At 71.3% G+C, this 25542-nt stretch carries 22 protein-coding genes; 10 read left to right on the plus strand and 12 right to left on the minus strand.

Annotated elements, in window-relative coordinates:
- Nucleotides 1-74: 74 nt before the first annotated feature.
- Complete coding sequence (locus KZ829_RS27715; RefSeq protein WP_220146850.1) at nucleotides 75-1007, plus strand: AraC family transcriptional regulator; 933 nt, start codon at nucleotides 75-77, stop codon at nucleotides 1005-1007.
- A gap of 118 nt (nucleotides 1008-1125) precedes the next feature.
- On the opposite strand, the gene KZ829_RS27720 is transcribed toward KZ829_RS27715, so the two are convergent.
- Nucleotides 1126-1761 carry a nuclear transport factor 2 family protein gene (locus KZ829_RS27720; protein WP_183225207.1) on the minus strand — a complete coding sequence of 212 codons (636 nt, stop codon included), beginning with the start codon at nucleotides 1759-1761 and terminating at the stop codon, nucleotides 1126-1128.
- A 282-nt stretch (nucleotides 1762-2043) separates the two neighbouring features.
- On the opposite strand from KZ829_RS27720, the gene KZ829_RS27725 reads away from it, so the two are divergent.
- Nucleotides 2044-3411 (plus strand): FAD/NAD(P)-binding protein, encoded by a 1368-nt coding sequence (locus KZ829_RS27725; protein WP_220146851.1) that lies wholly within the window; start codon nucleotides 2044-2046, stop codon nucleotides 3409-3411.
- A 497-nt stretch (nucleotides 3412-3908) separates the two neighbouring features.
- Here KZ829_RS27725 and KZ829_RS27730 read toward each other — a convergent pair whose 3' ends face one another.
- Together KZ829_RS27730 and KZ829_RS27735 are read right to left on the minus strand one after the other, a co-directional pair.
- Complete coding sequence (locus KZ829_RS27730) at nucleotides 3909-4820, minus strand: coiled-coil domain-containing protein (protein ID WP_220146852.1); 912 nt, start codon at nucleotides 4818-4820, stop codon at nucleotides 3909-3911.
- 21 nt (nucleotides 4821-4841) lie between these two features.
- Nucleotides 4842-5609: an enoyl-CoA hydratase/isomerase family protein gene (locus KZ829_RS27735; protein ID WP_220146853.1), complete on the minus strand. Its 768-nt coding sequence runs from the start codon at nucleotides 5607-5609 to the stop codon at nucleotides 4842-4844.
- A gap of 190 nt (nucleotides 5610-5799) precedes the next feature.
- Between KZ829_RS27735 and KZ829_RS27740 the strand changes: the two genes are divergently transcribed.
- Nucleotides 5800-7752: a GMC family oxidoreductase N-terminal domain-containing protein gene (locus KZ829_RS27740; protein WP_220146854.1), complete on the plus strand. Its 1953-nt coding sequence runs from the start codon at nucleotides 5800-5802 to the stop codon at nucleotides 7750-7752.
- On the plus strand, nucleotides 7749-9164 hold the full coding sequence (locus KZ829_RS27745; RefSeq protein WP_220146855.1) for an aldehyde dehydrogenase family protein: 1416 nt from the start codon (nucleotides 7749-7751) through the stop codon (nucleotides 9162-9164). The genes KZ829_RS27740 and KZ829_RS27745 overlap by 4 nt, the downstream gene beginning before the upstream one ends.
- On the opposite strand, the gene KZ829_RS44660 is transcribed toward KZ829_RS27745, so the two are convergent.
- Together KZ829_RS44660 and KZ829_RS27755 are read right to left on the minus strand one after the other, a co-directional pair.
- Complete coding sequence (locus KZ829_RS44660) at nucleotides 9136-10155, minus strand: OmpA family protein (protein ID WP_220146856.1); 1020 nt, start codon at nucleotides 10153-10155, stop codon at nucleotides 9136-9138. The two genes, KZ829_RS27745 and KZ829_RS44660, sit on opposite strands and share 29 nt — an antisense overlap.
- Nucleotides 10152-10511, minus strand: coding sequence for a helix-hairpin-helix domain-containing protein (locus KZ829_RS27755; RefSeq protein WP_220146857.1), 360 nt, complete (start codon nucleotides 10509-10511; stop codon nucleotides 10152-10154). Before KZ829_RS27755 ends, KZ829_RS44660 begins: the two co-directional genes overlap by 4 nt.
- A 364-nt stretch (nucleotides 10512-10875) precedes the next feature.
- Between KZ829_RS27755 and KZ829_RS27760 the strand changes: the two genes are divergently transcribed.
- The gene (locus tag KZ829_RS27760) at nucleotides 10876-13518 is read left to right on the plus strand and encodes a winged helix-turn-helix domain-containing protein (RefSeq protein WP_220146858.1); all 2643 of its coding nucleotides are present in this window, start codon (nucleotides 10876-10878) and stop codon (nucleotides 13516-13518) included.
- Between the two features lie 111 nt (nucleotides 13519-13629).
- Here the strand turns inward: KZ829_RS27760 and KZ829_RS27765 are convergent, their stop codons facing one another.
- The 3 genes from KZ829_RS27765 to KZ829_RS44165 form a co-directional block, all read right to left on the minus strand.
- Nucleotides 13630-14334: a DUF6193 family natural product biosynthesis protein gene (locus KZ829_RS27765; RefSeq protein ID WP_220146859.1), complete on the minus strand. Its 705-nt coding sequence runs from the start codon at nucleotides 14332-14334 to the stop codon at nucleotides 13630-13632.
- Nucleotides 14335-14391: 57 nt separating this feature from the next.
- On the minus strand, nucleotides 14392-15816 hold the full coding sequence (gene rox, locus KZ829_RS27770; RefSeq protein ID WP_220146860.1) for a rifampin monooxygenase: 1425 nt from the start codon (nucleotides 15814-15816) through the stop codon (nucleotides 14392-14394).
- Between the two features lie 237 nt (nucleotides 15817-16053).
- Nucleotides 16054-16401 (minus strand): hypothetical protein, encoded by a 348-nt coding sequence (locus KZ829_RS44165; RefSeq protein WP_281428263.1) that lies wholly within the window; start codon nucleotides 16399-16401, stop codon nucleotides 16054-16056.
- Nucleotides 16402-16628: 227 nt separating this feature from the next.
- On the opposite strand from KZ829_RS44165, the gene KZ829_RS27780 reads away from it, so the two are divergent.
- On the plus strand, nucleotides 16629-17411 hold the full coding sequence (locus KZ829_RS27780) for an oxygen-binding di-iron domain-containing protein (RefSeq protein WP_220146861.1): 783 nt from the start codon (nucleotides 16629-16631) through the stop codon (nucleotides 17409-17411).
- Nucleotides 17412-17795: 384 nt separating this feature from the next.
- Nucleotides 17796-19490: a protein kinase domain-containing protein gene (locus tag KZ829_RS27785; protein ID WP_220146862.1), complete on the plus strand. Its 1695-nt coding sequence runs from the start codon at nucleotides 17796-17798 to the stop codon at nucleotides 19488-19490.
- Here KZ829_RS27785 and KZ829_RS27790 read toward each other — a convergent pair whose 3' ends face one another.
- On the minus strand, nucleotides 19491-20240 hold the full coding sequence (locus tag KZ829_RS27790; RefSeq protein WP_220146863.1) for an SDR family NAD(P)-dependent oxidoreductase: 750 nt from the start codon (nucleotides 20238-20240) through the stop codon (nucleotides 19491-19493).
- A gap of 101 nt (nucleotides 20241-20341) precedes the next feature.
- Between KZ829_RS27790 and KZ829_RS27795 the strand changes: the two genes are divergently transcribed.
- On the plus strand, nucleotides 20342-21187 hold the full coding sequence (locus KZ829_RS27795) for a helix-turn-helix transcriptional regulator (RefSeq protein ID WP_220146864.1): 846 nt from the start codon (nucleotides 20342-20344) through the stop codon (nucleotides 21185-21187).
- Between the two features lie 98 nt (nucleotides 21188-21285).
- Here KZ829_RS27795 and KZ829_RS27800 read toward each other — a convergent pair whose 3' ends face one another.
- Nucleotides 21286-21660, minus strand: a complete 375-nt coding sequence (locus tag KZ829_RS27800; RefSeq protein WP_220146865.1) for a DoxX family protein — start codon at nucleotides 21658-21660, stop codon at nucleotides 21286-21288.
- A 118-nt stretch (nucleotides 21661-21778) separates the two neighbouring features.
- On the opposite strand from KZ829_RS27800, the gene KZ829_RS27805 reads away from it, so the two are divergent.
- On the plus strand, nucleotides 21779-22273 hold the full coding sequence (locus KZ829_RS27805; protein WP_372453903.1) for a MarR family winged helix-turn-helix transcriptional regulator: 495 nt from the start codon (nucleotides 21779-21781) through the stop codon (nucleotides 22271-22273).
- A 119-nt stretch (nucleotides 22274-22392) separates the two neighbouring features.
- On the opposite strand, the gene KZ829_RS27810 is transcribed toward KZ829_RS27805, so the two are convergent.
- Nucleotides 22393-23334 (minus strand): helix-turn-helix domain-containing protein, encoded by a 942-nt coding sequence (locus KZ829_RS27810; protein WP_220146867.1) that lies wholly within the window; start codon nucleotides 23332-23334, stop codon nucleotides 22393-22395.
- A 71-nt stretch (nucleotides 23335-23405) separates the two neighbouring features.
- Here KZ829_RS27810 and KZ829_RS27815 point away from each other — a divergent pair, with 71 nt between their 5' ends.
- On the plus strand, nucleotides 23406-24443 hold the full coding sequence (locus KZ829_RS27815; RefSeq protein ID WP_246636334.1) for a saccharopine dehydrogenase NADP-binding domain-containing protein: 1038 nt from the start codon (nucleotides 23406-23408) through the stop codon (nucleotides 24441-24443).
- Nucleotides 24444-24504: 61 nt separating this feature from the next.
- Here KZ829_RS27815 and KZ829_RS27820 read toward each other — a convergent pair whose 3' ends face one another.
- Complete coding sequence (locus tag KZ829_RS27820; protein ID WP_220146868.1) at nucleotides 24505-25461, minus strand: hypothetical protein; 957 nt, start codon at nucleotides 25459-25461, stop codon at nucleotides 24505-24507.
- Nucleotides 25462-25542 lie beyond the last annotated feature (81 nt).

Here is a 25542-nt window from a genome sequence, read left to right on the forward strand (position 1 = left end):
TCTTTCGGCGAGGAGTGAGACGATCCATGTTCGCTGGGCTCGTTCGCATGTCTGAGCGTCTACGCTTCGGCCTCATGGATCCGCTGGGAGATCTCCTCGACGGGGTACGGGCGCACACCGCCGCCTTCTGTCAGGCCACCCTCGACCCGCCGTGGGGGCTGCGGATCGTCGACCGGGCGCCGCTGGCCCTGGCCGCCCCGCTGCGGGGACAGGCGTGGGTCGTGCCGGACGAGGGTGAACCGACGCTGCTGCGGACCGGGGACGTGGCGATCGTGCAGGGCCCGGAGCCGTACACGGTGGCCGACGCTCCCGGCACGCGCCCGGAGGTCTTCGTGCACCCGGAGAACCGCCTGATGACCGCCGACGGCTTCGACATCACCGCGGACACCAAGACGCGCACCAGGGCGGCCCGGCTCGGTGGCCCCGACGGCGGTGCGACGCTGCTGGCCAGCGGCACCTACCAGGTCTCCGGTTCGGTCAGCGGCCGCCTGCTGGCCGCGCTGCCGCGGGTCGTGCACGTGGAGCGCGAGCACGTCCAGTCGTCGATCATGGACCTGCTCTCCGCCGAGGTGGAACGGGACGAACCGGGTCAGCAGGTGGTGCTCGACCGCCTGCTCGACCTGGCGCTGGTCGCCGCGCTGCGGGGCTGGTTCGCGCGCCCGGCCGCCGACCCGCCCGGCTGGTACCGCGCACACGGCGATCCGCTGGTCGGCGCGGCGCTGCGGATCATGCACGACGATCCGGCCCGGTCGTGGACGGTCGCGTCGCTGGCGGCCGCCACCGGCGCGTCCCGGGCGGCGTTCGCGCGCCGGTTCACCACGCTGGTCGGGCAGCCGCCGATGACCTATCTGACGCAGTGGCGGCTGGATCTGGCGGCCGGGGCGCTGCGGGACACCGACGCGACGATCGCCTCGATCGCCCGGCAGGTGGGGTACGCGAACGCGTTCGCCCTGACCGTAGCGTTCAAGCGGGAGCGCGGTTCTACGCCGCAGCAGTTCCGGCGGTAGCCCGCAGCGCAGGTGTGGCCGGGGCGCCGGCCACTACTTCCGCTGACGGAGGCGCTCGCCGCGCTGTGCTGAACGCGACGTAGCCGGTGCCGCCGGCAAACGGCACCGGCCCGCCGGGTCAGTGGGCGACCGGGCAACCGCCGGTCAGCTTGCTCAGGAACTGGTTCGGGTCGTAGTAGTGCTCGACCTCCAGCAGCTTGAGGTCGTCGTTGACCTTGGCGACGCTCAGGCCGTACATCTCGATGGTCTTGCCGTTGGGCTGGTGGCCGTGGTACTCGCCGTCGAACGAGCCCCAGTGCCGCCACTTGAAGGTGACCACCGGCGGCGGGCTGAGGACCTCGAGGACCTCCCAGTAGAAGCCGTTCGGGAACGCGCCGTGGAAGACGTCGTGCTGACCGTCGAACGACTCCGGCTTGTAGAACGGGCTGTCACCGACCAGCACGTTGTAGCTGCCGGTGTCGGCGATGTCCTGCGCGGACGCCCACGGGCCGCCGTTCACATTGGTGCGGAAGTGCTCGGTCACCATCGAGACCCAGGTGGACGGGTCCGTCTTGTGCGAGACCTCCATCTCGAAGACCTGCACGATGGACTCGACGATCGCCTCCAGGGAACCGGGGGCGTGCTCGGTGGTCCGCTGGCCGGGCATCACGGTGTGCGACAGGTGGTAGTCGGGGGTGCCGTGGCGCCACTCGGCCTGGTCGGCGGCCTCGATCACGGCGGTGCGGCCCTGCAGCCACAACGGGGTCTCAGACAACGTCTGGTGTCCTTCCAGAATGAGGGGCAGGGGGCTTCGACGTGTTGCGTCCTGATTACCCCCCGTAGTTCAGAGCGTTGATCACGATATCCACGTAGGACCGGCGGCAAAAGACCTCATCGGTTAACACCTATTTGCATAACGACTTATCTATTAACGAACGGCAAAGCGTCGATTCAATTGTCAATAATCGCCGGGCGGCGCGCCGGGCCAAAGCCTACTAAGTCAATGGGAGATGTGGTTAGCTGGGAGCAGGTCAGACCCCATCGGGAGGACGTGTCCATGACCAGCACCGTCATCCGCCGAACGGGCACGGCGAGCGAACCGGCCACCCATGCCGGCACCGTCGTGATCATCGGCGGCGGCGCCAGCGGCGTACTCGCCGCCTGCGCCCTGATTCGATGTCCCGACCACCGCATCGTCCTGATCGAGCCAGGGGCCACGCCGGGACCCGGTGTCGCCTACGGCACCGCCCGGCCCTGGCACCTGCTCAACTCCCGCGCCGCCGCGATGAGCGCCGACCCCGGCGACCCCCAGCACCTGCTCCGCTGGAGCCACGCCCGCGGCCTGCCCCTGGACCCGGCGGACTTCCTGCCCCGCGCCCACTACGGCGCCTACCTCGCCGACCGGTTCACCCACGCCCTCGGCAGCGGGCGGATCGACCACCGGCGAGCCACCGCCACCGCGGTACGCCCCTACGGCGACGGGCACCTCGTCCTCGACGACACCGGCGCCGCCACCTACGCCGACCACGTCGTGCTCGCCCTCGGCAACCCGCCGCCGCACCGGCCCGCGGGCATCAGCGACGCCGCGTACGACAGCGGCGCCTGCATCGGCGACCCGTGGGCGCCCGGGGCGCTCGACTCCGTACCCCGCGACCAGCCCGTTCTGCTGCTCGGCGCCGGCCTCACCGCGATCGACGTCGCGCTCACCCTGACGGAACGACGGCGTGCCCCGCTGGATCTCATCTCCCGCCGCGGCCTGCTGCCACTCGCCCACCCGGACCGGCCACCCGCCCCGATCGACCTGGACCTGCCCGCCTCGCGCGACCTGGCCCCGCTGCTGCGGGCCGTGCGCGCGGCCGTTGCCGCGGGCGCCGACTGGACCGCCGTCGTCGACGCCGTCCGCTGCCGCGCCGACGACCTCTGGACCGGCCTCGACCACGCCGCCCAGGACCGCTTCCTGCGCCACTGCCAGCGCCTCTGGGAGATCCACCGGCACCGCATGGCGCCCCCGATCGCGGCCCGCGTCGACCGCCTGCGCCGCGACGGCGACCTGCGCGTCCGCGCCGGCCGGATCAGCTCCGTCGAACCCCAGCCCGGCGGCGGCCTCACCGTCACGATCAACGGCGAGACCCCACAGTGGTACGCGGCGGTGATCGCCTGCACCGGCCCCGCCCCGGCGCCCGTCACGCCCGGCCCCCTGCTCGGCGCCCTGCTCGACGAGGGGCTGTTGCGCCCCGGCCCGCACCGGCTCGGCCTCGACACCGACACGGACGGCCGCGCCGGGCCCGGCCTGTGGGTGATCGGCCCGCTGAGCCGCGGGCACCTCTGGGAGACCACCGCGATCCCGGAGATCCGCCGTCAGGCCGAGCAACTGGCCACCGCGGTAAATACGTCGCGGGCCCGTTCGGCGCCCACTACGGTCTGACCGACTGATCCGCCGACGAGGGAGGCCATCATGTACCGCGACGACGAGACCGACTTCTCCTTTTGAGCCGACCAGCAAGCGCCGCCGGGGGTTCCCTCTAGCGAGTCGCAGGTCAAACGGGGGCTGCGAGTCGTGGGGAAGGACACCGAGCTGATCGAGAAGCTCGGTGGCAACGACCCCTGCCCGTGCGGCACCGGGCGGCGGTTTCCGTCGCTGCTGCCGCCGGGGCGGGCGCTTCGACGACAGCAACGGCCACTACTACTGCCGGGACTGACGTCCGTTGGTGGAGGCCGGAAAGCATTCGTGGTCAAGGTCCACGTTTCGCTTCCGGCCTCTTTCTTGTACGCGTGCGCGCGCACGGAAGGCTACGCGTGCGCGCGCACGGAAGGCTACGCGTGTGCGGCTGCCGAGGTCACATGCCATGTGGGCGACCACGACACGGCGACCGTGCGCACCCACCCGCCGAGACAGCGGCCGGATCCGCGGGACCACCGATCTCAGCCCGGCGGGCGCGGCGAAGGCGCCAGCAGAGCGTCGCGTTCGGTTTCGAGTTTGCGGAGGCGGTCGCGGACGTCGGCGGTGCGGGCGGTCAGCGCCGCCCGGACCTCCCGGACCCGCAGGAACGCCTCGACGATCTCCTTCTGGCCACGGTTGATCCGGCCGCGCACCGCCAGGTCGGTGAAGATGTTGTCGAACATGACGTCGAGGAACTTCGTGGTCCCGTTGATCTCCAGGGAGATCGGCGCCGCCTCCCGGTCGTCGCCGAGTTCGTGGCGCATGACGCCGACCTGGTGCTGAGCGGCGGCCACATAGTCGTCGGCGTTCTCGATGCGCTGGTGCTTGAGGTGGCTGCCGAACGCGCCGCCGCCCATGAACGTGTCGTAGGCCGACCACTTCCCGGCCGATCCGAGCAGCTCGTCGGCGCGCCGGAAGCCCTCGGCGGCCTTGCCCGCGGCGATCTCGGCGCGCTGGAGCCGGGCCAGTTCGGCGACCAGGTCGCCGCGGCGCCCGGCCAGTTCGGAGAGGCGTTCACCGGTGGGGTGGCCGGTGTCGCGCAGGTGCTTCTCCTTGGCGGCGAGCGCGGCGGCGTACGCCGAAGGGGTTGATCGTGCCTCGTCGAGGCGTGCGCCGAGGTCGTCGAGCTGCGCGCGCAGCGCGGCGAGTTCCTCACGGGCCGCCGGAATCCGGACGCCCGCGGCGGCTGCCTCGGCCCGCCCGCCGCGCAGCGACGCGAGCAGCCGCGCCGGGCCGGTGGCACGGTCGGCCAGCCGGGTCAGGCTCGCCAGTTCGGCGTCGGCCTTGGTGATGGCGGCCTGGAGGGCGGTCCGCCGTGGCATGAGCTGTTCGCGTTCGGTGAGGAGGGTGGCGAGGCGGGCGATCTCCCGGTCGAGATCTTCGAGCGACGGCATGTTCAACGATGGAACTCCTGATCATTCGCCGGTGAAGACGGGGGTCCGCCGCTGGAGGCTGGCCAGGATACCTTCGGCGCTGTCCCGGGTCGCCCAGTGGATCTTCTGTTCGGCGAGTTCGTGGTCGAGCGCCTTGCGGACGCGTTCGGCCAGGTCGCCGCGGAGGGTGGCGCGGATCGAGCGGACCGCGAGCGGTGCGGACGCGGCGATCTCGGCGGCGAGCCGGTGCGCGGTCTCGCGCAGCCGGCCGGGTGCGGCGAGCCGGTCGGCGAGACCGAGCCGGAAGGCCTCCTCGCCGCCGACGCGGCGGCCGGTGAGCAGCATGTCGGTGGCGGCCTGCCGGCCGATCAGCTCGGGCAGGGTGACGCTGACGCCGAAGCCCTGGTGGAAGCCGAGGCGGGCGAAGTTGGCGACGAACCGGGTGTCGGCGTCCGCTACGCGAAAATCGGCGGCGCACGCCAGGCCGAGGCCTCCGCCCACCGCGGTGCCCTGCACGGCCGCGACGATGGGGGTACGGACGTCGAACAGTTCCACGGCACGCCGGTAGAGGCGTTCCGCCGCGTCCACGTGGTCCCGGGCGAACTCGCCGCCGCCGAAGTCCGCTCCGGCACAGAAGTGGCGGCCCTCGGAGGCGAGCACGATGACCCGGCAGCCGGGGGTGTGGTCGAGTTCGAGGGCGGCCTCGACGATCCGCCCGATGAGCGCCTCGTCGAAGTGGTTGGCCGGTGGGCGGCGCATCTCGATCAGGGCGATCCCGTCGTCGACGGTGACGGACAGATCGGTGCTCACCACGTGCCTCCCGGTGCGGAACCTTAACGAGCCCTCATGGTCGCACGGCGCTGATCTCCGGGGTCGCGGCCGGTCTGGTGGCCGCCCGCTTCGTCGCAAACGCGACGAGGCACGGAAGAAAGTAAACCGGAAATCACAGCGGTCGACATCGACTGACCTAGATTGAGGGCTCAGGTCAAGGAGGACCGGCATGCTCTCATCCGCACAGACTCAGGTGTTGCGCCTGCTCTGCGACACCATCGTCCCCTCCCTTCCGCATCCCGGCGACACCGACGGGTTCTGGGCGCGCAGCGCCACCGACGTCGGCGCCGACCAGGGCGTGCTCGCGATGCTCGCGACCATGCCCGACGAGCAGCAGGCGGCGATCGGCGGCCTGCTCGACATCCTCGCGCTACAGGGCTTCGGCACCGCCTCACCGGAGTCCCGCGAGCAGATCCTCACCACACTCTCGCTGGCCTCCGCCCCGGCGGCGGCCGGCATCGGCTCGCTGACCAGCCTCATTCTGCTGATCACCTACGGCGCGGTCGGCCCGGACGGCCGCAACCCGAACTGGACCCGCCTCGGCTACCCCGGCCCGGTCACCGCGGTGCCGGCCGACGGGCCGGCCATCACCCCGGTCCGGCCGGACGGCGGCGACCTGGAACTGGAAGCCGACGTCGTGGTGGTCGGCTCCGGCGCGGGCGGCGGCCTGATCGCCGGCCGGCTCGCCGCCGCCGGACGCCGCGTGGTCGTGCTGGAGGCCGGCCGTTACCGCACCGAGGCCGACTTCCACCAGCTCGAACTCGCCGCCTACCAGAATTCGTACTGGCGTGGTGGCCCGCAGCCGACCGGCGACCTCAACGTCACCCTGATGGCGGGGGCCGGCCTGGGCGGCGGCACGGTGATCAACTGGACCAACTGCCTCAAGACCAGGGATGGGGTACGGCGTCAGTGGGCCGACGAGCACGGCCTGGCCGACGTGGCGACCGACGCCTTCGACCGGCACCTGGACCGGGTGTGGCGGGAGCTCTCGGTCACCGATCAGTGCTCGGAGCTGAACCGGGTGCACGAGGCCATGCACCGCGGCGCCGAGGCGCTGGGCTGGTCGTTCGCCACCATCTACCGCAACTGGGACGAGAAGCGCCACGACGCCGCGATCGCCGGCCACCTCGGGTTCGGTGACCCGTCCGGCGCCAAACGGTCCACGTTGAAGGTCTACCTGGAACCGGCCGTCGCCGAGCACGGCGCCCGGGTCGTGGACGGCTGCCGCGCCGAGCGGGTGCTGGTCGAGCAGGGCCGGGCGGCCGGCGTGGTCGGCCGCTGGACCAGCGAGGACGGCACCGGCACCGCGACCGTCACGGTACGCGCGCCGGTCGTCGTGGTGGCGGCCGGCGCCCTGGAGACGCCCGGTGTGCTGCTGCGGTCCGGGATCGGCGGCCCCGCGGCCGGCGACTACCTGCGGCTGCACCCGTGCACGGTCACCATGGGCGACTACGGCACGGACATGCAGGCGTGGTGGGGCGCGCCACAGGCCGGGCTGGTCGACGAGTTCGCGAACGTCGAGGACGGCTACGGCTTCCTGATGGAGAGCGTGCAGTACACCACCGGGCTGGGCGCGTCGGCGCTGCCGTTCACCACGGCCGCCGAGCACAAGCAGGCGATGTCCGACTACCGCAACAACGGGTCGTTCATCGGGCTGATCCGGGATCGCGGGCACGGCCGGGTCACCCTCGACGCGGCCGGGAACACGGTGGCCTGGTATTCGCTCACCGACGACCTCGACGTGCGCAACATGCGGCGGGCCGTGGGGGCGGAGATCCGGCTGCACCACGCGGCCGGGGCGCGCGGCATCCGGGTGCTGGGCCGGGGCATGCCGGGCTGGCGGTTCGGCGACGACCTGGAGGCCTACATCGACCGGGCGCGGCGGCTGCCGTTGCGGGCCGGTGGGGCGACCCTCTTCTCCGCACACCAGATGGGCAGCTGCCGGATGGGCGCCGACCCGGCGACCAGTGTGGCCGACCCGCGCGGCGAACTGCACGACACCAAGGGGGTGTGGATCGGTGACGCGTCGGCGTTCCCGACCCCGTCCGGCACCAACCCGATGATCACCATCATGGCCCTGGCCTCGCGGACCGCCGCGAACATCGAGGAGGTCGAGCGATGAGCACCGACCGGTTCTACATCGGCGGACGGTGGGTCGCGCCGAGCACCGGCGAGACGATCGAGGTCGTCGACCCGTACACCGAGGAGGTTTTCGCCACCGTCCCGGCCGGAGGCGCGGCAGACGCCGACGCCGCCGTCAGCGCGGCGCGCGCGGCCTTCGACGGCTGGGCCGGGACCCCGCTCACCGACCGGATCGCCGTCTGTGACGAGGTGTCGCTGCGGTTGCAGGAACGGCAGAACGAGCTGGCCGCGCTGATCTCGCGGGAGATGGGCTCGCCGTTGCCGTTCTCGGTCATGGTGCAGACCGGGCTGCCGATCGCCACGTTCACGTCGATGCGGCATCTCGCCGAGGATCTGCCCTGGCAGCAGCGGATCGGGAACTCGCTCGTGGTGCGCGAGCCGGTCGGTGTGGTTGCGGCCGTCACGCCGTGGAACTACCCGCTGCACCAGGTCGCCGCGAAGGTGGCGGCCGCGCTGGTGGCCGGATGCACGATCGTCGTGAAGCCGAGCGAGGTGGCGCCGCTGAGCGCCTTCGTCCTCGCCGAGATCCTCGATCGCGTGGGGCTTCCGGCCGGGGTGTTCAACCTCGTCACCGGCTACGGGCCGGTCGTCGGCGAGGCGCTGGCCGGGCATCCGGGCGTGGACATGGTGTCGTTCACCGGGTCGACGCGGGCCGGGCGGCGGGTCGGCGAGGTGGCCGCCGGCACGGTGAAACGGGTCGCGCTGGAGCTGGGCGGCAAGTCGGCGAACGTCATCCTCGACGACGCCGACCTGAAGCAGGCGATCATCGACGGGATCAGCAAGTGCTATATCAATTCCGGTCAGACCTGTACGGCCCTGACCCGCATGCTGGTGCCCCGGGCGATGCTGCCGGTGGCCGAGGAGATCGCCGCCACCGTGGCCGGGCAGGTGACCGTCGGTGACCCCGGCGCGCCCGGCACCGTGCTCGGGCCGCTGGTGTCGGCCACCCAGCGGGACCGGGTTCGTGACTACATCGCGCGGGGCGTCGCCGAGGGCGCGAAGCTGGTGTGCGGCGGCGCCGAGCAGCCGGACGACCGGCCGCACGGCTATTTCGTCCGGCCGACCGTGTTCAGCGACGTCCGCCCGGACATGACGATCGCCCGGGAGGAGATCTTCGGGCCGGTGCTGGCGATCGTGCCGTACGACGACGAGGCCGACGCCGTGCGGATCGCCAACGACAGCGACTACGGCCTGGCCGGCGGCGTCTGGTCGGCCGACCGGGACCGGGCGGTCCGGGTGGCCCGGCGGCTGCGGACCGGGCAGGTCGAGATCAACGGGGCGGCGTTCAACCCGCTCGCCCCGTTCGGCGGCTACAAGCAGTCGGGGCACGGCCGGGAACTGGGCCCGTACGGCATCCTCGAGTTCACCCAGACCAAGGCGATTCAACTCTGAGTTCCACCCGCCGGTTCTCGGCGCGGTGGGCCGGGGTGTCGTCGGGTGCGGCGGGGCGGGCCTCGCCGTACCCGACGACGGTCAGCCGGAAGGCGGCGATCCCGTAGCCGCACCGAACCACGCGGACCACCCCGGCCCGCTCCAGGCTGAGGGCCAGGTTGGTGTCCCGGTCACCGGCCGCGTCGGTGTGCCCCTCGATGCGCAGCCGGGCACTCGGGTTGGCGGCCAGCACCGTGGCCACCCGGCTCAGCACCGCCCGGGATTCGCCGCTCAGCTCGGAGCCGCCGGTCCGGAAGGTGAGTGCCGGCAGGTCGTCGAGCCGGTCCTGCGGGTCGGCGACGGTGAGCCGGTCCAGGACGATCGCGCCGGTGTCGCGGGCGATCGTGGTGAGCGCGGTACGGGCGGTCTCGTCGCGGGCCGTGCCGGTGAGCGTGAGGGTGCCGTGGCCGAAGCGCATCGACGCGTCCGGCGGCAGCGCCCGGACCAGGGCGGGCAGCCGGTCGAGCATCGGGTCGGCGGAGACCTTGGCGGCCACCGTGATCCGGTCGTCGACGGTCCCGAACGTGCCGGCGGCGGCGTCGTGCAGGGCCGTCCGGGTGGCGGCGGCCGCGACCCGCCCGCTGAGGTGGGCCCGGCCGTCGACAGCGACCAGCAGGAACGCCGGTTCGACCGGGGCCGCGGCCGCCACCACCTCGGTGCGCACGGCACGCACCCCGGCCACCGTGGCGAGCACCTCGCGGGCGTGGTCGGCCTGGCTCTGCGATCCGGTCACGACGGTCGCGTCCCGGCCGGAGAACGACACCCGTACGCCGGTGTGCCCGGCCGTGGCCAGCGCGGCTTGCGAGCGGGTGGCCAGGTCGTGCTCGATCCGGTGCCGGTTCGGCCCGAGCTGGAATCCGGCGAGCACGGTCAGCCCGAACAGCAGCGCCAGGCCCGCGAACCAGCGCCGGGTCGCGGCGTCGGTGAACGCCCCGCTGATGGCGCCGGTCACCGGGCCGCCGTCTCGGCGTCGCGGTCGGCGACCAGCCGGGCCTGCCGGCTCCAGGTGGACAGGCTGGGGACGAACCCGAGCCCCGCGGCCCGCATCGCCTCGCGCATGGCGTCGTCATCACTATCAGCCAGCTGTGCGATGGTTCGGATCCCGGCGGTGCGCAGCGCGGCCGCCACGGCCGGATCGATGCCCTCGATCCGCCGCAGTTCGTCGCCGTCGCTTTCCGGCGCATTATCGGTGTGCTGACGAGCATCGGACGACACATTTCCGAAACGTGCGGAGAACCTGCCGACAGCGACGCCCAGAATGAACGCGAGCACGATGACGACGAGCGACTGGCCGACGAACCAGGCCACTGTGACCTCCGGAAACAGCTGTCCTGCGATGCGGCACACAGTAGCTGTCCTCGCGCCATTTGCAAAATGGACCGTGACGCCTGTCAGTGAGTGACCGCGTGCTCATCGAACGTCATTTCGCAGGCTTGTTCACCGTCCACACAGGGCATGGATATATTCCAGGCACGCGGTAGGGATTGATGCGGTCGTCAGGCTGGGCAAGGATACGGACCGTCGGGCAAGCGGCCGACGGCGGGCGTCGCGGCTTCTGTCGCGGTGATCCGTGCAATGATCGAAATCGGTCACTTGCGATGGGTGTGCCGGTATGGACTTGAACGACCCGTCATGTTTCGCTGAGGCATACGGTATTTCCCGGGGGAGAGCGATGGACTCGAGTCGGATCGGCGCGGCTCTCCTGCCCCTGATTCCCGTCAAGACCGCCCAGCCTCGGGTGACCCGTGCCGGCGTCGACCGGCAGCGGCTGTTCGAGCTGCTCGACGCGGCCATGGACACGCCGGTCACGCTCGTCAGCGCGGGTGCCGGCTGGGGCAAGACGATGCTCGTCTCGACCTGGGCGCGGGCCGGGCGCAAACCGGTCGCCTGGCTCAACCTGGATCGCCACGACAACGACCCGCAGACCTTCTGGGCGTACGTGGTGGCCGCCCTGCGTACCGCCGGCCTGCTCACCGACGGCAACCCGCTCGCCGCGCTCACCTCCGTCCCGGCCGACCAGCGGGAGCGAATACGGGTCATCGCCGACGGTCTCAACCGTCTGCCGGACCGGTCCGTGCTGATCATCGACGATTTCCACGAGATCGACGACACGCGCGTGCTGGCCGAGATGAGCGATCTGCTGCGATACCCGCCCGAGCCGGTTCGGCTGCTTCTCATCAGCCGGGCCCGGCCCGCCCTGGGCCTGCACCGGCTGCGTGTCGCGGGCCTGATCACCGAGATCCGGGCCGGCCACCTGGCGTTCACCGAGCCGGAGGCCGCCGACCTGGTTTCCGGGCACGGGGTCACCCTCACCGCCCCGGACCTCGCCACCCTCCTGGGGCGGACCGAGGGCTGGGCCATCGGCCTGCACCTCGGCGCCGGCTTCCTGGCCGGGCACCACAGCCGGTCGGTCGCCGAGTTCGCCGGTGACGGCCGCGGCATCGACGAGTACCTCACCGAGGAGGTGCTGGCCAACCGCAGCCGGCGGCAGCGCCGGTTCCTGCTCCAGACCAGCATCTGCGAGCGGATCTGCGCCGGCCTGGCCAACGCCGTCACGGCCGGCCGGGACGGCCAGCGCATGCTGGAACAGTTCGAGCACGAGAACGACTTCGTGATCCGGCTCGGCGACCGTCCGCTGTGGTTCCGCTACCACCACCTGCTCCGCGACGCCCTCGGCCACCGCCTCCAGGTGGAGAGCCCGGCCATGGTCACCGAGCTGCACCGGCGGGCCGCCCGCTGGCACGCCGCCAACGACTCGGTCATGGAAGCGCTCACCCACGCCGTCGCGGCGGGCGACTGGACCTACATCGGACGGCTGGTCACCGGCCAGGCCGCCCCGCTCGTCCTCTCCGCACACCGGTCCGCGCTGGTGCGGCTGCTGCGGCAGGTGCCCGCCGACCGGCTCGACTCCACCGCCGAGCTGATGATCTGCGCCGCCGTCCTGCTCTTCCACGACGGCGACTACGAGGCCATCCCGGTCCGCCTCGACCACGCTCGCCGGCTGCTGCGCCGCCGCCCCGGCGACGAGCACCGGCCGGTGGAGCTGATGCGCCTCACCCTGCGGCTGGCCGCCGACCGTGCGGTCGGTGACCTGCCGGCGGTCCGGGCCGGCTGCGACGAGCTGCTCGATCTGCTGGCCACCGACGTCGCCGCGGGAGGAGCCGCCGTCACCCAGCAGCGCGCGATCGCGCTCAACAACCGGGGTCTGGCCAACCTGTGGTCCGGCGACCTGGACGCCGCCGTTCGCGACCTGTGGGCGTCGGCCGGCGCCTCCCGCGCCGCCGGGCTGGAACTCGCCGAGATCAACGCCGACGGCCATCTCGGTCTGCTCGAGGTGATGTGCGGTTCGGTCGCCGCCGCCCGGCAGATCGCCGGCGACGCCCGCGAACGGGCCATCAAGCGCGGCTGGCAGCACACCGTGCAGTCGGTGGCCGCCCATCTCGCCATGGTCCTGGTCCACCTGGAACGCGGGGAGTTCGCCGACGCCGAACAGGCCCTCCAGGACGGGATGCGGGCACACCACAGCGAGCCGGAGGCCGCGCAGCGCGTCGTCATGTTCGGTGCGCAGGCCAGATTGGCCGCGACCCGCGGTGAGCCGGCCAAGGCACGGGTCTTCCTGGAAGCCGCCCGCGCCGACCGGAGCCCGCGCACCCGGATCCCGTGGCTGGACCGCTGGCTCACCATGATCGAGATCGAGGCCGACCTGGCCGCCGGGGACATCGGCGCGGTCCCGACCGGAATCACGGTGGCCGACGGCGATCTGGCCCAACAGGTCGCCCAGGCCCGGCTCGCGTTCGCCCACAAGGACTTCCGGCGGGCCGGGCACCTGCTCGACCCCCGGCCCGCGGTGCTGCCCTACACCGCGGCCACCGTGGAGGCCGGCCTGATCATCGCCCTGATCGCGGACATCCGAGGCCTGGCCGGCCAGGCTGTCGACCTGCTCAGCGACACCCTCCGCCTCGCCGAACGCGAACAGATCCGCCGCCCGTTCCTCGTCCACGCCGACGGGCGTCTCGACGACCTCCTGCACCGCCTCCAGCTCCTGCGCCCCGGCGACGGCCACGTGACCTTCCTCGAGGAGGTGCGCTCCGCGATCCGCGCCACCCGCAAGACCGCGGCCACCGAGGTGCTCAGCGAACGCGAAGCCGAGGTGCTGCTCTTCCTGCCGACCATGCTCAGCTCCGCCGAGATCGCCCGGGAACTCGGCATCTCGGTCAACACCGTCAAGGCGCACATCCGTGCGATCTATCGCAAGCTGGGCGTCGCTAAACGCAGCGAGGCGGTCGCCCGGGCCCGCGACCTCGGCCTCCTTTAACCCCTTTCCGGTACGCCGTTCGCGTACCCCGGGTGGAATTTCGCCGAGGCGCTGCGGCCTCCAGGCCGCTGTGCCCGCGCCGGGCTTGAGTGGTCCGTCGCCCTCGGAGCCCTACGCGTTCCGGTCCCATGCGGCCAGGATCCGGGCCACCGCGTCGGAGGCCCCGACCGGATCGGCGGTGCGGTCCAGGTCGCCACGGTCGCGGCCGGCCACCAGGTAGCGGTCGCCGACCGGCCGGATCCAGGCGACCGCCCGGTTCGGGGCGACCGCGACGCCCGGCCGGAGACCGAGGTCCCAGTGGCTGGTGAACGGGTACAGCGCCCGCAGCCGGGGCTCCTCCGCGGCCGCCCGCAGAAACCCGGCCAGTTGCCGGCCGTGCGGCACCGGCTCCTCGCCGTCCAGGTAACGCCCCCACCGGAACGCGATCGCCTCCGCCTCGCCCCGCTCGAACGCCTCGGCGAACCCGCCATAGGTCACGAACCCGTGGGTGGCGCTCAGTTCGGCCACCTTCGCACCGGACAGGAACGTGCCGATCCCGGCGGCGACCTCCCCGAGGTCGGCCGTGCGGCCCCGCGCCATCCGGACGCCGCGCATCCAGAAGTCGAGCAGGAAGGCGCGGTCGTCGACGGCCATCAGCACGGTCACCTGCCGGTCACCGGCCTCGATCCGGGCACCCACCCGGATCCAGCCGGGCGACGACGGGACCTCGGCACGCAACGGCACACCGGACTCCTCGAACCGCGCCTGGAGGGCGGTCCGGAGATCCCCGGCGGCGACGATGTCGGAATAGTGCAGCGGATCGGGCGCGGCGCTCACCGGATCGAGGGTACTGACTGTGGCGCCCCCGCGGGGTGACGGATCACCTGTCCGGTATCAATTCGCCGCACCGAACCAACGGGGCAGGTGCCCGACGAGGTCGGCCTGGTCGTCGCCGGCCCACGCCACGTGCCCGTCCGGTCGCAGCAGCACGGCCGGCACGTCCAGTTCCTCGCTCACGTCGACCACATGATCGACACGGTCCGTCCAGCCGGTCACGTCCAGCCGGCCGGACCGGTCCAGCAGCAGGCCACGACCGCCGCGGGTCAGCTCGTACAGCCGGCCGTGCTTCAACCGCACGTCCCGCAGCCGGCGGCCCAGCAGGTCGTGGCCGGGGCCGAGGTCGTAGCGCACGTTCAGCGCGGTGATCTTCTCGATCAGGTGGCGGTTCACCTCCTCGAAGCCGATCAGCTCGGCCAACAGCCGCCGAACCGCCTGCGGGCCCGGCTCGGTCGACATCAGCTCCATCTGCGCGCGGGTGTTGTTCAGGACGTCGGCGGCGACCGGGTGCCGCTCGCTCTGGTAGGTGTCGAGCAGGCCGTCGGGGGCCCAGCCCCGCACCGTCGCGGCGATCTTCCAGCCCAGGTTGAAAGCGTCCTGCACACCCAGGTTCAGCCCCTGCCCGCCGGTCGGCGGATGGACGTGCGCGGCGTCGCCGGCCAGGAACACCCGGCCGTCCCGGTAGCGCTCGGCCAACCGGGTGGCGTCACCGAACCGCGACAGCCAGCGCGGCGAGTGCACCCCGAAATCGGTGCCCGCCACCTCCTGCAACTGCTGCCGCACCTCGTCGAGAGTGGTCGGCGTGGTGCGGTCCTCGGCGACCCCGGCGGCCGGGACCACCACCCGGTACACCCCGTCACCGAGAGGACCCAGCCCGAACCTCTTCTGGGTACGCCGGACCTCGGCGACCACCTCCGCCACCGTCTCCGGCGACGCGGTCACCCGCACCTCGCCGAGCAGCGTCTCCACCCGCGCCGGCTCACCGGGGAAGCCGATGCCGAGCAGTCTGCGCACGGTGCTGCGGCCGCCGTCGCATCCCGCCAGGTACCGGGCCCTCAGCCGGGTGCCGTCCGCCAGCTCGACGGTCACCCCGTCGCCGTCCTGGCTCAGGCCGGTCAGCTCGGCGCCACGGCGGATGTCGGCGCCCACCGCGGCGGCGTGCTCGGCCAGCAGCCGGTCGGTGACGGTCTGCGGGATGCCGAGCACGTAGCCGTGCGCGGTGTCGAGGCGCTCCGGCGCGGGCGCCTCGATGCCGGCGAAGAAACCCGCCAGCGGATGAGTGCGCCCGTGCGCGAGGAAGCGGTCCAGCAGGCCGCGCTGATCCATGATCTCGATGCTGCGCACGTGCAGACCCATCGAGCGTACGAACGGCGGCGGCTCCGGCTCCCGTTCCAGAACGACCACGTGCACCCCGTGCAGCCGAAGCTCGGCCGCCAGCATCATGCCGGTCGGCCCGCCGCCGGCGACGATCACATCGATCATTCTCTGCCCCGTTCTGGTTGTGGACCGCGATTCTCGCCCAATTCCGCACTCTTGCCGCAAGTCCCCCAGTGCGATATAAGTTGGAAGTGGCAGGCTTCCGCTGTGGGCCTTCTACCGGCCAGAAGTCGTAGGGCGCGGCCGTCGAATCTGGACCGTGGACAGAGGGCCGGACTTGCCGAACAGCGAAGGCTGAGCGGCATGACTACGGCTCAAACCTCGCCGGCCACCATCACCCCATCAGCCGGGGACCGACGGATCGCCGCCCTGGACGTGCTCCGCGGATTTCCACCGACGGCACAGACAGCGTGGAAACCGTCCACCGCCTGAACCTGTCCTGCCCAGGTGAACATTGGTGCCAACCGCATCAAGATGATCAAACGACAGATGTACGGTCGAGCCGGCTTCGACCTGCTCCGCAAACGAGTGCTGTTGGCACCCTGAAGAAGAAGCCGGCGTGCGGGTGGTCTTCTCGGTGCGGGCGCGGGTTTGGGCGAGACGGTAGGAGCCGGTGCCGGTCTCGATAATGTTGCCGCCGAACGTGAGCCGATCGACGATCGCGGCGCCTATCTCGACTTCGATCTTCAAATCTGCGTCTTGACCTGCCGTTTCGTTTCGTGGACGGATGTCTTCGACTGCCCCACACCCGGGTCTGGCTCAGAGGGTCCGGTGACGCCGTTGGAGAATCATCGGATGGATGTTGTCGAGCTGCTTGGTCGTGCAGCGGAGCTGGTTCCGGCCGCGCTTGAGAACCGCGCGGAAGCAGCGTCGGCGGCCCGCGAAGCACATACGCTGAGGCACGAGAGGAGACAATCATGCGCACACGCGTCGACCAGATCAGCGACCGGATCTACCGAATCTCCACGTGCATCCCGGATATCGCCCCAGGAGGCTTCACCTTCAACCAATTCCTGGTCGATGCCGAGGAGCCGATGCTTTATCACACCGGCATGCGTCGACTTTTCCCGCTGGTGAAGGAGGCGATTGAACGGATCATGCCGGTGGAGCGCCTGCGCTGGATCTCCTTCGCGCACGTCGAGGCCGATGAGTGTGGCGCGGTCAACAACTTCCTCGCCGTCGCCCCGCATGCACAGGTTGTCCACGGCGATCTCGGCTGCCAGGTTTCGCTCAACGACCTCTGCGACCGAGATCCCCGGCCGCTGGCGGATGGGGAGATCCTCGACATCGGCGGCGCCACACTGCAACGGCGCCTGATCGCGCTACCCACGCCGCACGTACCGCACAACTGGGAGTCGCACATGCTGTTCGAGCAGGAGACTCGCACACTGTTCCTTGGCGACCTGTGCACCCAGTTCGGCGACGGACCGCCCGTGACGGACCAGGCTCCGTTCGAAGCGATCATCGCCGCCGAGGACCTCTTCCACCAGACATCGCTAGGCCCGGCGGTGCCGGCAACCTACCGGCGCCTTGCCGACCTTGAGCCCGTCACTCTCGCAGTGATGCACGGTTCGTCCTACACCGGGGACTGCCCAACCCTGCTCAGAATGGTCGCGGACATCTACCAGGAGCGCTACGGATGCGGGACACCGCTGCTGGGTCAGCCGCTACCGGCGCACAAGCTTGTCGGTTCAGATTGAGTCGGTGTTTCAGTTGGCTGTGGCCGGTAGCAGTCGCCTTCGGTCACATCATTCCGCGGTACTTCTGAAGTGTCGCCGCCCCACACGGGGAGATCGTGGCGCAGGTACCCCTGCTGACCGTAGGAATGGCCGTCGCCGACGTCTGCTGAGCCGTACCCCTTGCATTCGACACGTCCCTACGGGTTGCTGCGCCGGGCGGCGTCAACGTAGCGGATCGTGTCGCGCATGTCGTCGGCGTGTGCCACCGGGGTAGGTGACTGAGCACCGTCGCGAACAGGATGAGGTCGCCGTCGGTGACTGGTTGGACGTGCCGGCGTCGTCTCCTCGTTCCGAGGCGAGGCAGCTCCGATCGCTTGAGGTAGGGCAGGGGTATCGCTCAGCGTCGTGGTGGTCAGCGCTGACTTCGTCACCACCCGGCAGTGGGCCGCCTTCCTGATCGGGCTTTCACCGGGTCGGGGCATTGCCGCCGGTCGACACGTGCGGGGTGGCGGAGAGTTGTGCCAAGGTGTCGCGATGGTGCGTTACGTCTTGAACGACCGATATGAACTGCGGTCGATGCTGGGAAGCGGCGGAATGGCCGCGGTCTGGCAGGCAACCGACCGGTGGCTCGGGCGCATGGTGGCGGTCAAGGTGCTGCACGAGCGGGTGCTGGCCGACCCGACCGTCGCGGGCCGGTTCGAGCGGGAGGCCCGAATGGTGGCCGGACTCGCGCACCCGAACATCGTGGCGCTGCACGACGTCGGTGCCGACAGCGGCGTCCCCTACCTGGTGATGGAACTGGTGTCGGGCCGCAGCCTCGCGGCACTGCTGTCGGCCGGTCCTCTCGACATCGCCGGAGCGGTCGGGATCGCGGCCCAGGTGTGCGCCGCACTCGAGGCAGCATCCGAGGCCGGAATCGTGCACCGTGACATCAAACCGGCCAACATCCTGATCACCGACGACGGCCGGGTCAAGGTCTGTGACTTCGGCATCGCCCGCGTGGCCGGGGCCACGCGGAGCGAACTGACCGGTTCGGCGCAGATGCTCGGAACGAGCACCTACATGGCGCCCGAACAGGTCGCCGGCGGTGCGGTCGACGTCCGCACCGATCTGTACGGGCTCGGCTGCGTCCTGTACGCCATGCTGACCGGGAACCCGCCGTTCACCGGCGACAGCCCGATGCGGATCGCCTGGGACCACGTCGAACGCGTCCCGCCACCCGCCTCCGCCCACCGCCCCGTGCCGCACGAACTCGACCTCCTGCTGCAGGCCATGCTGGCGAAATTCCCCGCCGACCGGCCATCGGACCCGGCAACTGTGCGCGCCGCCCTGGAGAACCTGAACCTCGCCCCCGAGCCCGCACCGCCCAGCATGGCCGCGGATCCGGAGCCGGCTCGATCCCGGCGGGGCACCGATGACGGGCCCGCTACAGCCTCGAATCGGAATCCCGTCCACCGTGAGGAAGGCGCCGGAGGCGGAACCGCTGTGGCGTTGGATGGGCTCCCTGTCCACCGTGAGGAAGGCGCCGGAGGCGGAACCGCTGTGGCGTTGGATGGGCTCCCTGTCCGCCGTGGGCGAGTGGTCGAGGATGCTTCCGTTGTGGCCTTGGATTGCGAGGCGACCCAGCCCTTTCGGGTGACCGAGGATGGCGAGGCCGCGTTGGGCGTGGATCCGAAGGTGGCTGACTGCGGGGTGGCCGTCCGGTCCGGGCGCGCCCGCGGTGGACTTCTTCTCACCGGGCTGGGCACAGTCGTCGGTGCCGGGGTGCTCGCGATGGTCGCGGCCACCGGGGCCGTTGGTCCGGGGCCGCAGACGGCGCCCGAGCGAAGCAGCCCACCGGGCACCGCTGTGACCTCGCCAGCCGCCACCACACCGGACGGCGCGGCGGCGCCTGATGAGGCCGCGCCGGCCGGGGTCGCCGTCCTCGACGAGAAGGCGGCCCGCGACCTCGTCAAGAAGCTTGAGAAGGAGAACGGCGGCAAGGCCAAGAGAGACAATTCCGAGGCTCGGCGAAGGCTCAACGACCTACGCCGGGCCGGAAAGCTCAAGGAGGCCGCCTATCGGGCCGCCCTCGCCGAACTCGACCCGCCGGCGATGTGATCAGACGCCACCGTCCACGGCGATCACCTGGCCGGTGATGCCGGTGTTGGCCGCCGAGGCGAGGAACACCACCGGGGCGGCGATCTCCTCGGCTGTCAGCAGCCTGGCCAGTGGAATGGTGTCCAAATAGGCCGTTTGCAGTGTGTCGGTGATGTGCGTGTTGGTGCGGGTCCGGGTGAGGCCGGGTGACACCACATTCGTCAGGATGTCGCCGGAGCGGCCCAGAGAGAAGGCTGCCGATCGGTTGAAGCCGTGAAGAGCCGCCTTCGCCGCACCGTAAAACTCCCCGCCGGCCATGCCGTGTGAGGCGATCGACGATGACACGTGCACGAGACGACCCCAACCGCGCTCGCGCATGTGTGGGGTGACGAGCCTGGTCAGTGCCACGGCGCCCTCGATGTTGTCGCGTAGCACCCGCAGCCACAGATCGTCCGGCGCGCTCTCGAACCCGCCGGTGTGGTCGGGCTCGGCGGAGCCCCAGCGGACCGCGTTGTTGACCAGCACGTCGACCCGGCCGGTCCAGGCCAGCACGCCCTCGACCAGGTCACGGGCCGAGGCTGGATCGCCCAGCTCGAACCGGAAAGCGCGGCCGCCCAGGTCGGCGGCGAGTTTGGCGGCCGCGTCGGCGGCATTGTGATAGGTGATCGCCACGTCGGCGCCCTCGGCGGCGAACCGGCGGGCGATCGGCTCGCCCAGCCCGCCCGTCGCGCCAGTGACGATCACGGTTCGGCCGTTCAGTCCCAGATCCATGGGAATCACCCTGCCCCGGTCGGCCGCAGGGAGGGAGGCCCGGTTGATCCTAGCCTCGACAGGGCCAGGCTACGGGAGCCGGATGTGGCTAACGTCGAGGCGTGAGCGACAACGAGTTGGGGCGATTCCTGCGGGAGCGGCGAGAGGCGACCGCGCCGGCCGAGGTCGGGCTTCCGGCCGGGCCACGTCGGCGGACGCCGGGGTTGCGCCGCGGCGAGGTGGCCACTCTGGCCGGGGTCAGTGTGGAGTATCTGACACGGCTCGAGCAGGGCCGTGACCAGCATCCATCACCCGAGGTGCTCAACGCGCTCGCCACCGCTCTGCGGTTCAGCCGGGCCGACCGGGAGAATCTGCGCTGGCTCGGCAAGGCCGCGTCCGGGGTGATGTGCCCAGCGGGGCACATGCCGGCCACCGAGGTGCGGCCGACCGTTCGGGCGCTGCTCGGCAGACTGGAGCCGGGCCCGGGCGTGGTGCTCAACCGGCTCGGTGACGTGCTGGCCGCCACCAGCGGATACGAGGCGTTGTTCCGGCCGGTCGGGCTTTTCGACGGGCGCCGGCACAACATCCTTCGGTTCGTCATGGCGGATCCGCGAGCGCGTGAGGCGTTCCCCGACTGGGGCCGGGTGGCCGAAGGCCACATCGCCCAGCTCAAGAGTGAGGTTCGCCGCGGAGATCCGCACGCGGTGGAGCTGGCCGGTGATCTCACGGTGCTGGTCGGGGCCGAGTTCACCGAGCGGATGGCGGCGCCGGGCGGCTTCCCGGAGCGGTCCGGTGTGGAGTTGCTGGCACATCCGGAGGTGGGTCTGTTGCGGCTCGCCTTCGAGGTGCTGGACCTGCCGGATGCCGATGAGCAGCGACTGATCGTCCACCTCCCGGCCGACGAGGCCACGAGGGTGGCGCTGGACCGGCTGTCTGGCCGCCGGCCAGGCGCATTGCGCGCCGTGTGACCGGGTAGGAAACGCCGTCCGGGCCCGCGTCGTCCGATGGTGACCGTGAGGCCGCCGACGGCGACCTGCGCGGCGGGACCGCAGGGGCGGATGTGAGATCAGAAGGGGTACGGGCCGAACCGGCCCCACGCCAGGACGGCGGCGAGGATCAGCAGGACCATGTTGACGCCGATGCTGGAGTACTCCCTGCGCCGGGCGTGCACGACGGCCGCGCCGATCATGGTCAGGACCAGGCCGGTCGCGGCGAGCGGGACCAGCACCGGTGCGACACCGACCAGCGGGGGCAGGATCAGGCCGACGGCGGCGAGCAGTTCCAGCGCCCCGATCAGCTTGATCATGCCGGGGCTGAAGTCCTCGGTCCAGGCTTGGCCCGCCGCGGCGAGTTTCTCCTTCGGTTGGGACAGCTTCATCACGGCGGTAGCGGTGAAGACGGCGGCCAGTAGGCCGGCGATGATCCACAAAACGATGTTCACCAGGTTCTCCAGGCATTCTATGACTTCAAGTGTTGAGTGAACCGTAATTGGCGATCACTTCATCGTGCAAGTCAAAACAAGGTTTGATCACTTCAGCTGTGAAGTTATGCTCGATGGCGTGGAAGATGCTCAGGAACCGCGCTGGCTGGACAATGACCAGGCTCAGACCTGGCTGGCGTTGGCTGCGACCATGATGCGGCTACCCGCGGCGCTGGACGCCCAGTTGCAGCGCGATGCGGGAATCAGCCACTTCGAGTATCAGGTGCTGGCCGGGCTGTCGATGTCGCCGGAGCGCACCCTGCGGATGAGCGTGCTGGCCGGCTTCGTCGAAGGATCACTGTCGCGGCTCTCCCAGGTCGTCGCCCGGCTGGAGAAACGCGACTGGGTCCGGCGCACCCCCGACCCGGCCGACGGCCGCTACACCCTCGCCGTTCTCACCGGCACCGGTTGGGACAAGGTCGTCGCCGCCGCCCCCGGGCACGTCACTGAGGTGCAGAGACTGATCTTCGACGCCCTCACCAAGGCCCAGCAGCGCCAGCTCGGTGAAATCGGGCGCCGCATCCTCGCCAGGATCGACCCGAACGACCCCTGCGTCACCGGCCGCCTACCCTGACCCGCCGCGATGCCGGCACCCGACTGCCAACCGCGATCAACAACTCTCACCCGGAGTGCCAGCTCAGACCCTCGCGGGAGCACTGATGGTCCCGGGGTGCTGGTCGTGCGCGGATGGGATCAGAGGGTGATGCGGAAGGTGCGGCGGTAGACGTCCGGCGGGACGCCGATCGTGCGGTGGAAGTGGCGGCGCAGTGTGGTGGCCGTTCCCATGCCGGCCGCGGTGGCTACCGACTCGATGCTGTCGTCGGTGGACTCCAGGAGTTCCTGGGCGCGGCGGATGCGCTGGGTGTGCAGCCACTGCAACGGGGTGGTGCCGGTGATCGTGTGGAAGTGGCGGGCCAGGTGGCGGGAGCTCAGGTTCGCGCGGCGGGCCAGGTCCTCGACGGTCAGCGGCTGATCCAGCCGTTCCATCACCCAGACCAGCAGCTCGGTGAGGGGGTGGCCGTCCTGCGCGGGCACCGGGGTGGACACGAACTGGGCCTGGCCTCCGGCCCGGTGCGGTGGGACGACGAGGCGGCGGGCCACGATGTTGGCCACCGCTGAGCCGCGGTCGTGCCGGACCAGGTGCAGGCACAGGTCCATGGCGGCGGCCTTGCCCGCGGAGGTGAGGACACGGCCGTTGTCGACATACAGAACGTCGGGGTCCACCTCGATCTGCGGGTATCGGGTCGCCAGTTGGGTGGTGTGTGCCCAGTGGGTGGTGGCGCGCAGGCCGTCGAGCAGTCCGGCGGCGGCGAGGACGAAGACGCCGGTGCACAGTGAGACCACCCGGGCGCCGGCCTCGTGGGCCGCCCGGACCGCGTCGACCAGGTCGGCGGGCGGGTCCGCCTCCACGTCGGCCAGCGCCGGGACGATCACCGTGTGGGCGGTGGCCAGGTGCTCCAGGCCGTGATCGGGTTCGACCAGGAAGCGGCCGGCCCGCACCGGGTGGGTGCCGCAGACGGTGACGTCGTACCACGGGCCGGGGATGGCGTCCGGTTTGGAGCCGAAGACCTCGTACGCCAGCGCCAGCTCGAAATGCAGCATGCCGTCGGTGGCGGCGACAGCGACAGACTTCATGTCGGAAATTGTACGGTGCTTGTCGTTCCAGACACTGGTTCGGCTCTCTGTGTCAGGACAGGATTCTGGGCATGGAAAACGGGATGGACGCGAGTGTGGCGGTTTTCGGGGCGTACGGGCACACCGGGCGGTTCGTGGTGGCGGAGCTGCGGAAGCGGGGATACGAACCACTGCTCATCGGCCGTGATCTGGACCGGCTGCGGGCCATGGGGCAGGGTGAGGCGCGGCGGGCGACCGTCGGCGACCCGGCCTCGCTGGACCTGGCGCTGGCCGGTGCGGCCGCCGTGATCAACTGCGCGGGGCCGTTCGCGGAGACCGCCGGACCGCTGGTCGAGGCGGCTCTGCGCGCCGGTGTCCCGTATGTCGACGTGGCCGCGGAGATCGAGGCGAACGCCGACATGTTCGCCCTCTTCGCCGAACGGGCGCGGGAGGCGGGTGTGCCGGTGGTTCCGGCGATGGCGTTCTACGGTGGCCTGGGGGACCTGCTGGTCACCGCCGCGATGGGGGAGTGGATCGCCGCCGATGAGGTGCACGTCGCGTACGGGCTGAGCAGCTGGCATCCCACGGCCGGGACGCTGGCCTCGGGCACCGTCTCGGGGCAGCGCCGCGGTGGCCGCCGGGTCCGGTTCACCGGCGGCGAGTTGCGGTACCACGACGACGCCCTGCCCAGCCTGGAGTGGGCCTTCCCCGGGGCGCTCGGCACACAGCCGGTGATCGGCGAGTTCACCATGGCCGACGTGGTCACCGTGCCCAGCCACCTCGACGTCCCGGAGGTGCGCACCTACATGACCGCCGTGGCGGCCGCCGACCTGGCCGCCGCCACGGCGGCACCGGTCGCCGTGGACGATCACGGCCGGTCGGCGCAGACTTTCGTGGTCGACGTGGTCGTCCGTTCCGGCGGCGAGGAGCGCCGGATGTCTGCTGCGGGCCGGGACATCTACGCGATCACCGCACCGCTCGCGGTCGAGGCCGTCGCCCGTCTGCTCACCGGCCGGTCGAAGGCGGTCGGCGTGGTGTCGGCAGGCGCGGCCTTCGACGCCCGGGACTTCCTGGACGCCCTGGCGGACCACCTGACCATCCAGGTTCCCGCGGAGAGAAGCGGCCGCTGAGACGACCCGCCCGCCGCCGTGGTCGAGGGGTGGGCGCCGAGACCCGCCGGCGGGAGCGGCGTCAGGCCGGGTCGAGAGGGATGTCCACACAGGCGTCGAGGAGACCCGTCACCGGCCAGGCGATCACCAGGGTGAGGGTGTCGCTGTCGGGCCGGTCCACCAGGAACTCGGCGGTGGACCGGAACTCGGTGTCGCCGCCTCCGGCCGTGCTCTCGTGCGCGGGCAGCCAGACCGCCTCCCGGTCGTGCAGGACCGCGACCGCGGCACCCGGACCGCGTCCAGGGCGCCCGCCGGGGAAGGCGTCGGCGCTCGCCGCCCGCGCCGGTTCGCCGTGGGCCACGCTGAGGATCTCCAGCGACAGGATCCCGCCGACCGTGGTGAGCCGGTTGAGGACGACGGCCACCCGGCGGTCGCGGTTCAGGACCCGGGGCCCGGCGATGACCCGCCCGGCTTCGATGTGTGGCGTCCGGTGACAGAATTCGCCGGTACGGCTTCGCAACGGTGAAGGCGGCCGCCGGACGTCGAACGGCGCCACCCAGATCGGGACGGCGCCGTGCTCGACCGCCGCCCGGTCCGGCAGCGGCAGCTCCACGACGGTCTCCGGGAATCCGATCTCCGGCCATGCGAACACCACCGGCGCCCGGTCGAACAGTGGCGGCAGTATCAGACCGGCGCGGATGCTCGGCCCTTCGACGCCCTCGTAGTGGTCGCCGCTCCAGGACGACCGCGAGCCGCCGAACTGCCACTGCGCCCGCCCGGACGGGTCGAGCCAGGCGATCCGCAGGTCCATGCCCTCGTCGTGGTCCGGCAGCAGCCGGCGCGGGGCGGGCGGGGTGAACCGGCCGGCCCTGATGTCGGCCTGCCGCTCGGGTCCGCTGCGCCGATCGAGCGGGCGGCGTGCCAGAAGGTCCAGCTCCAGGCCGGTGGGGCGGGAGATCGCGCGCACCACGCCGACGGTCATCTCGGGCCGGTCGACGATCAGGCCTCCGTGGTGCGCGAGCACGCCCAAGATCTCCACATGCGACACGCGCCAGCCTAACGTATTGACGGAGGCGGGGGATAACCGTTAGACACTATGGCTAACGGTTATCCCTAGGGG

This window comes from Actinoplanes hulinensis (genome assembly GCF_019429605.1).
GTDB lineage: Bacteria > Actinomycetota > Actinomycetes > Mycobacteriales > Micromonosporaceae > Actinoplanes > Actinoplanes campanulatus.

What these genes read in the sequence shown, in the direction of transcription:
- KZ829_RS27715 (WP_220146850.1), top strand. Translation starts at nt 75, where the DNA reads ATGGATCCGCTGGGAGATCTCCTCGACGGGGTACGGGCGCACACCGCC.
- KZ829_RS27725 (WP_220146851.1), top strand. Translation starts at nt 2,044, where the DNA reads ATGACCAGCACCGTCATCCGCCGAACGGGCACGGCGAGCGAACCGGCC.
- KZ829_RS27730 (WP_220146852.1), bottom strand. Translation starts at nt 4,820, where the DNA reads ATGCCGTCGCTCGAAGATCTCGACCGGGAGATCGCCCGCCTCGCCACC.
- KZ829_RS27740 (WP_220146854.1), top strand. Translation starts at nt 5,800, where the DNA reads ATGCTCTCATCCGCACAGACTCAGGTGTTGCGCCTGCTCTGCGACACC.
- KZ829_RS27745 (WP_220146855.1), top strand. Translation starts at nt 7,749, where the DNA reads ATGAGCACCGACCGGTTCTACATCGGCGGACGGTGGGTCGCGCCGAGC.
- KZ829_RS27760 (WP_220146858.1), top strand. Translation starts at nt 10,876, where the DNA reads ATGGACTCGAGTCGGATCGGCGCGGCTCTCCTGCCCCTGATTCCCGTC.
- rox (WP_220146860.1), bottom strand. Translation starts at nt 15,816, where the DNA reads ATGATCGATGTGATCGTCGCCGGCGGCGGGCCGACCGGCATGATGCTG.
- KZ829_RS27780 (WP_220146861.1), top strand. Translation starts at nt 16,629, where the DNA reads ATGCGCACACGCGTCGACCAGATCAGCGACCGGATCTACCGAATCTCC.
- KZ829_RS27790 (WP_220146863.1), bottom strand. Translation starts at nt 20,240, where the DNA reads ATGGATCTGGGACTGAACGGCCGAACCGTGATCGTCACTGGCGCGACG.
- KZ829_RS27810 (WP_220146867.1), bottom strand. Translation starts at nt 23,334, where the DNA reads ATGAAGTCTGTCGCTGTCGCCGCCACCGACGGCATGCTGCATTTCGAG.
- KZ829_RS27815 (WP_246636334.1), top strand. Translation starts at nt 23,406, where the DNA reads ATGGAAAACGGGATGGACGCGAGTGTGGCGGTTTTCGGGGCGTACGGG.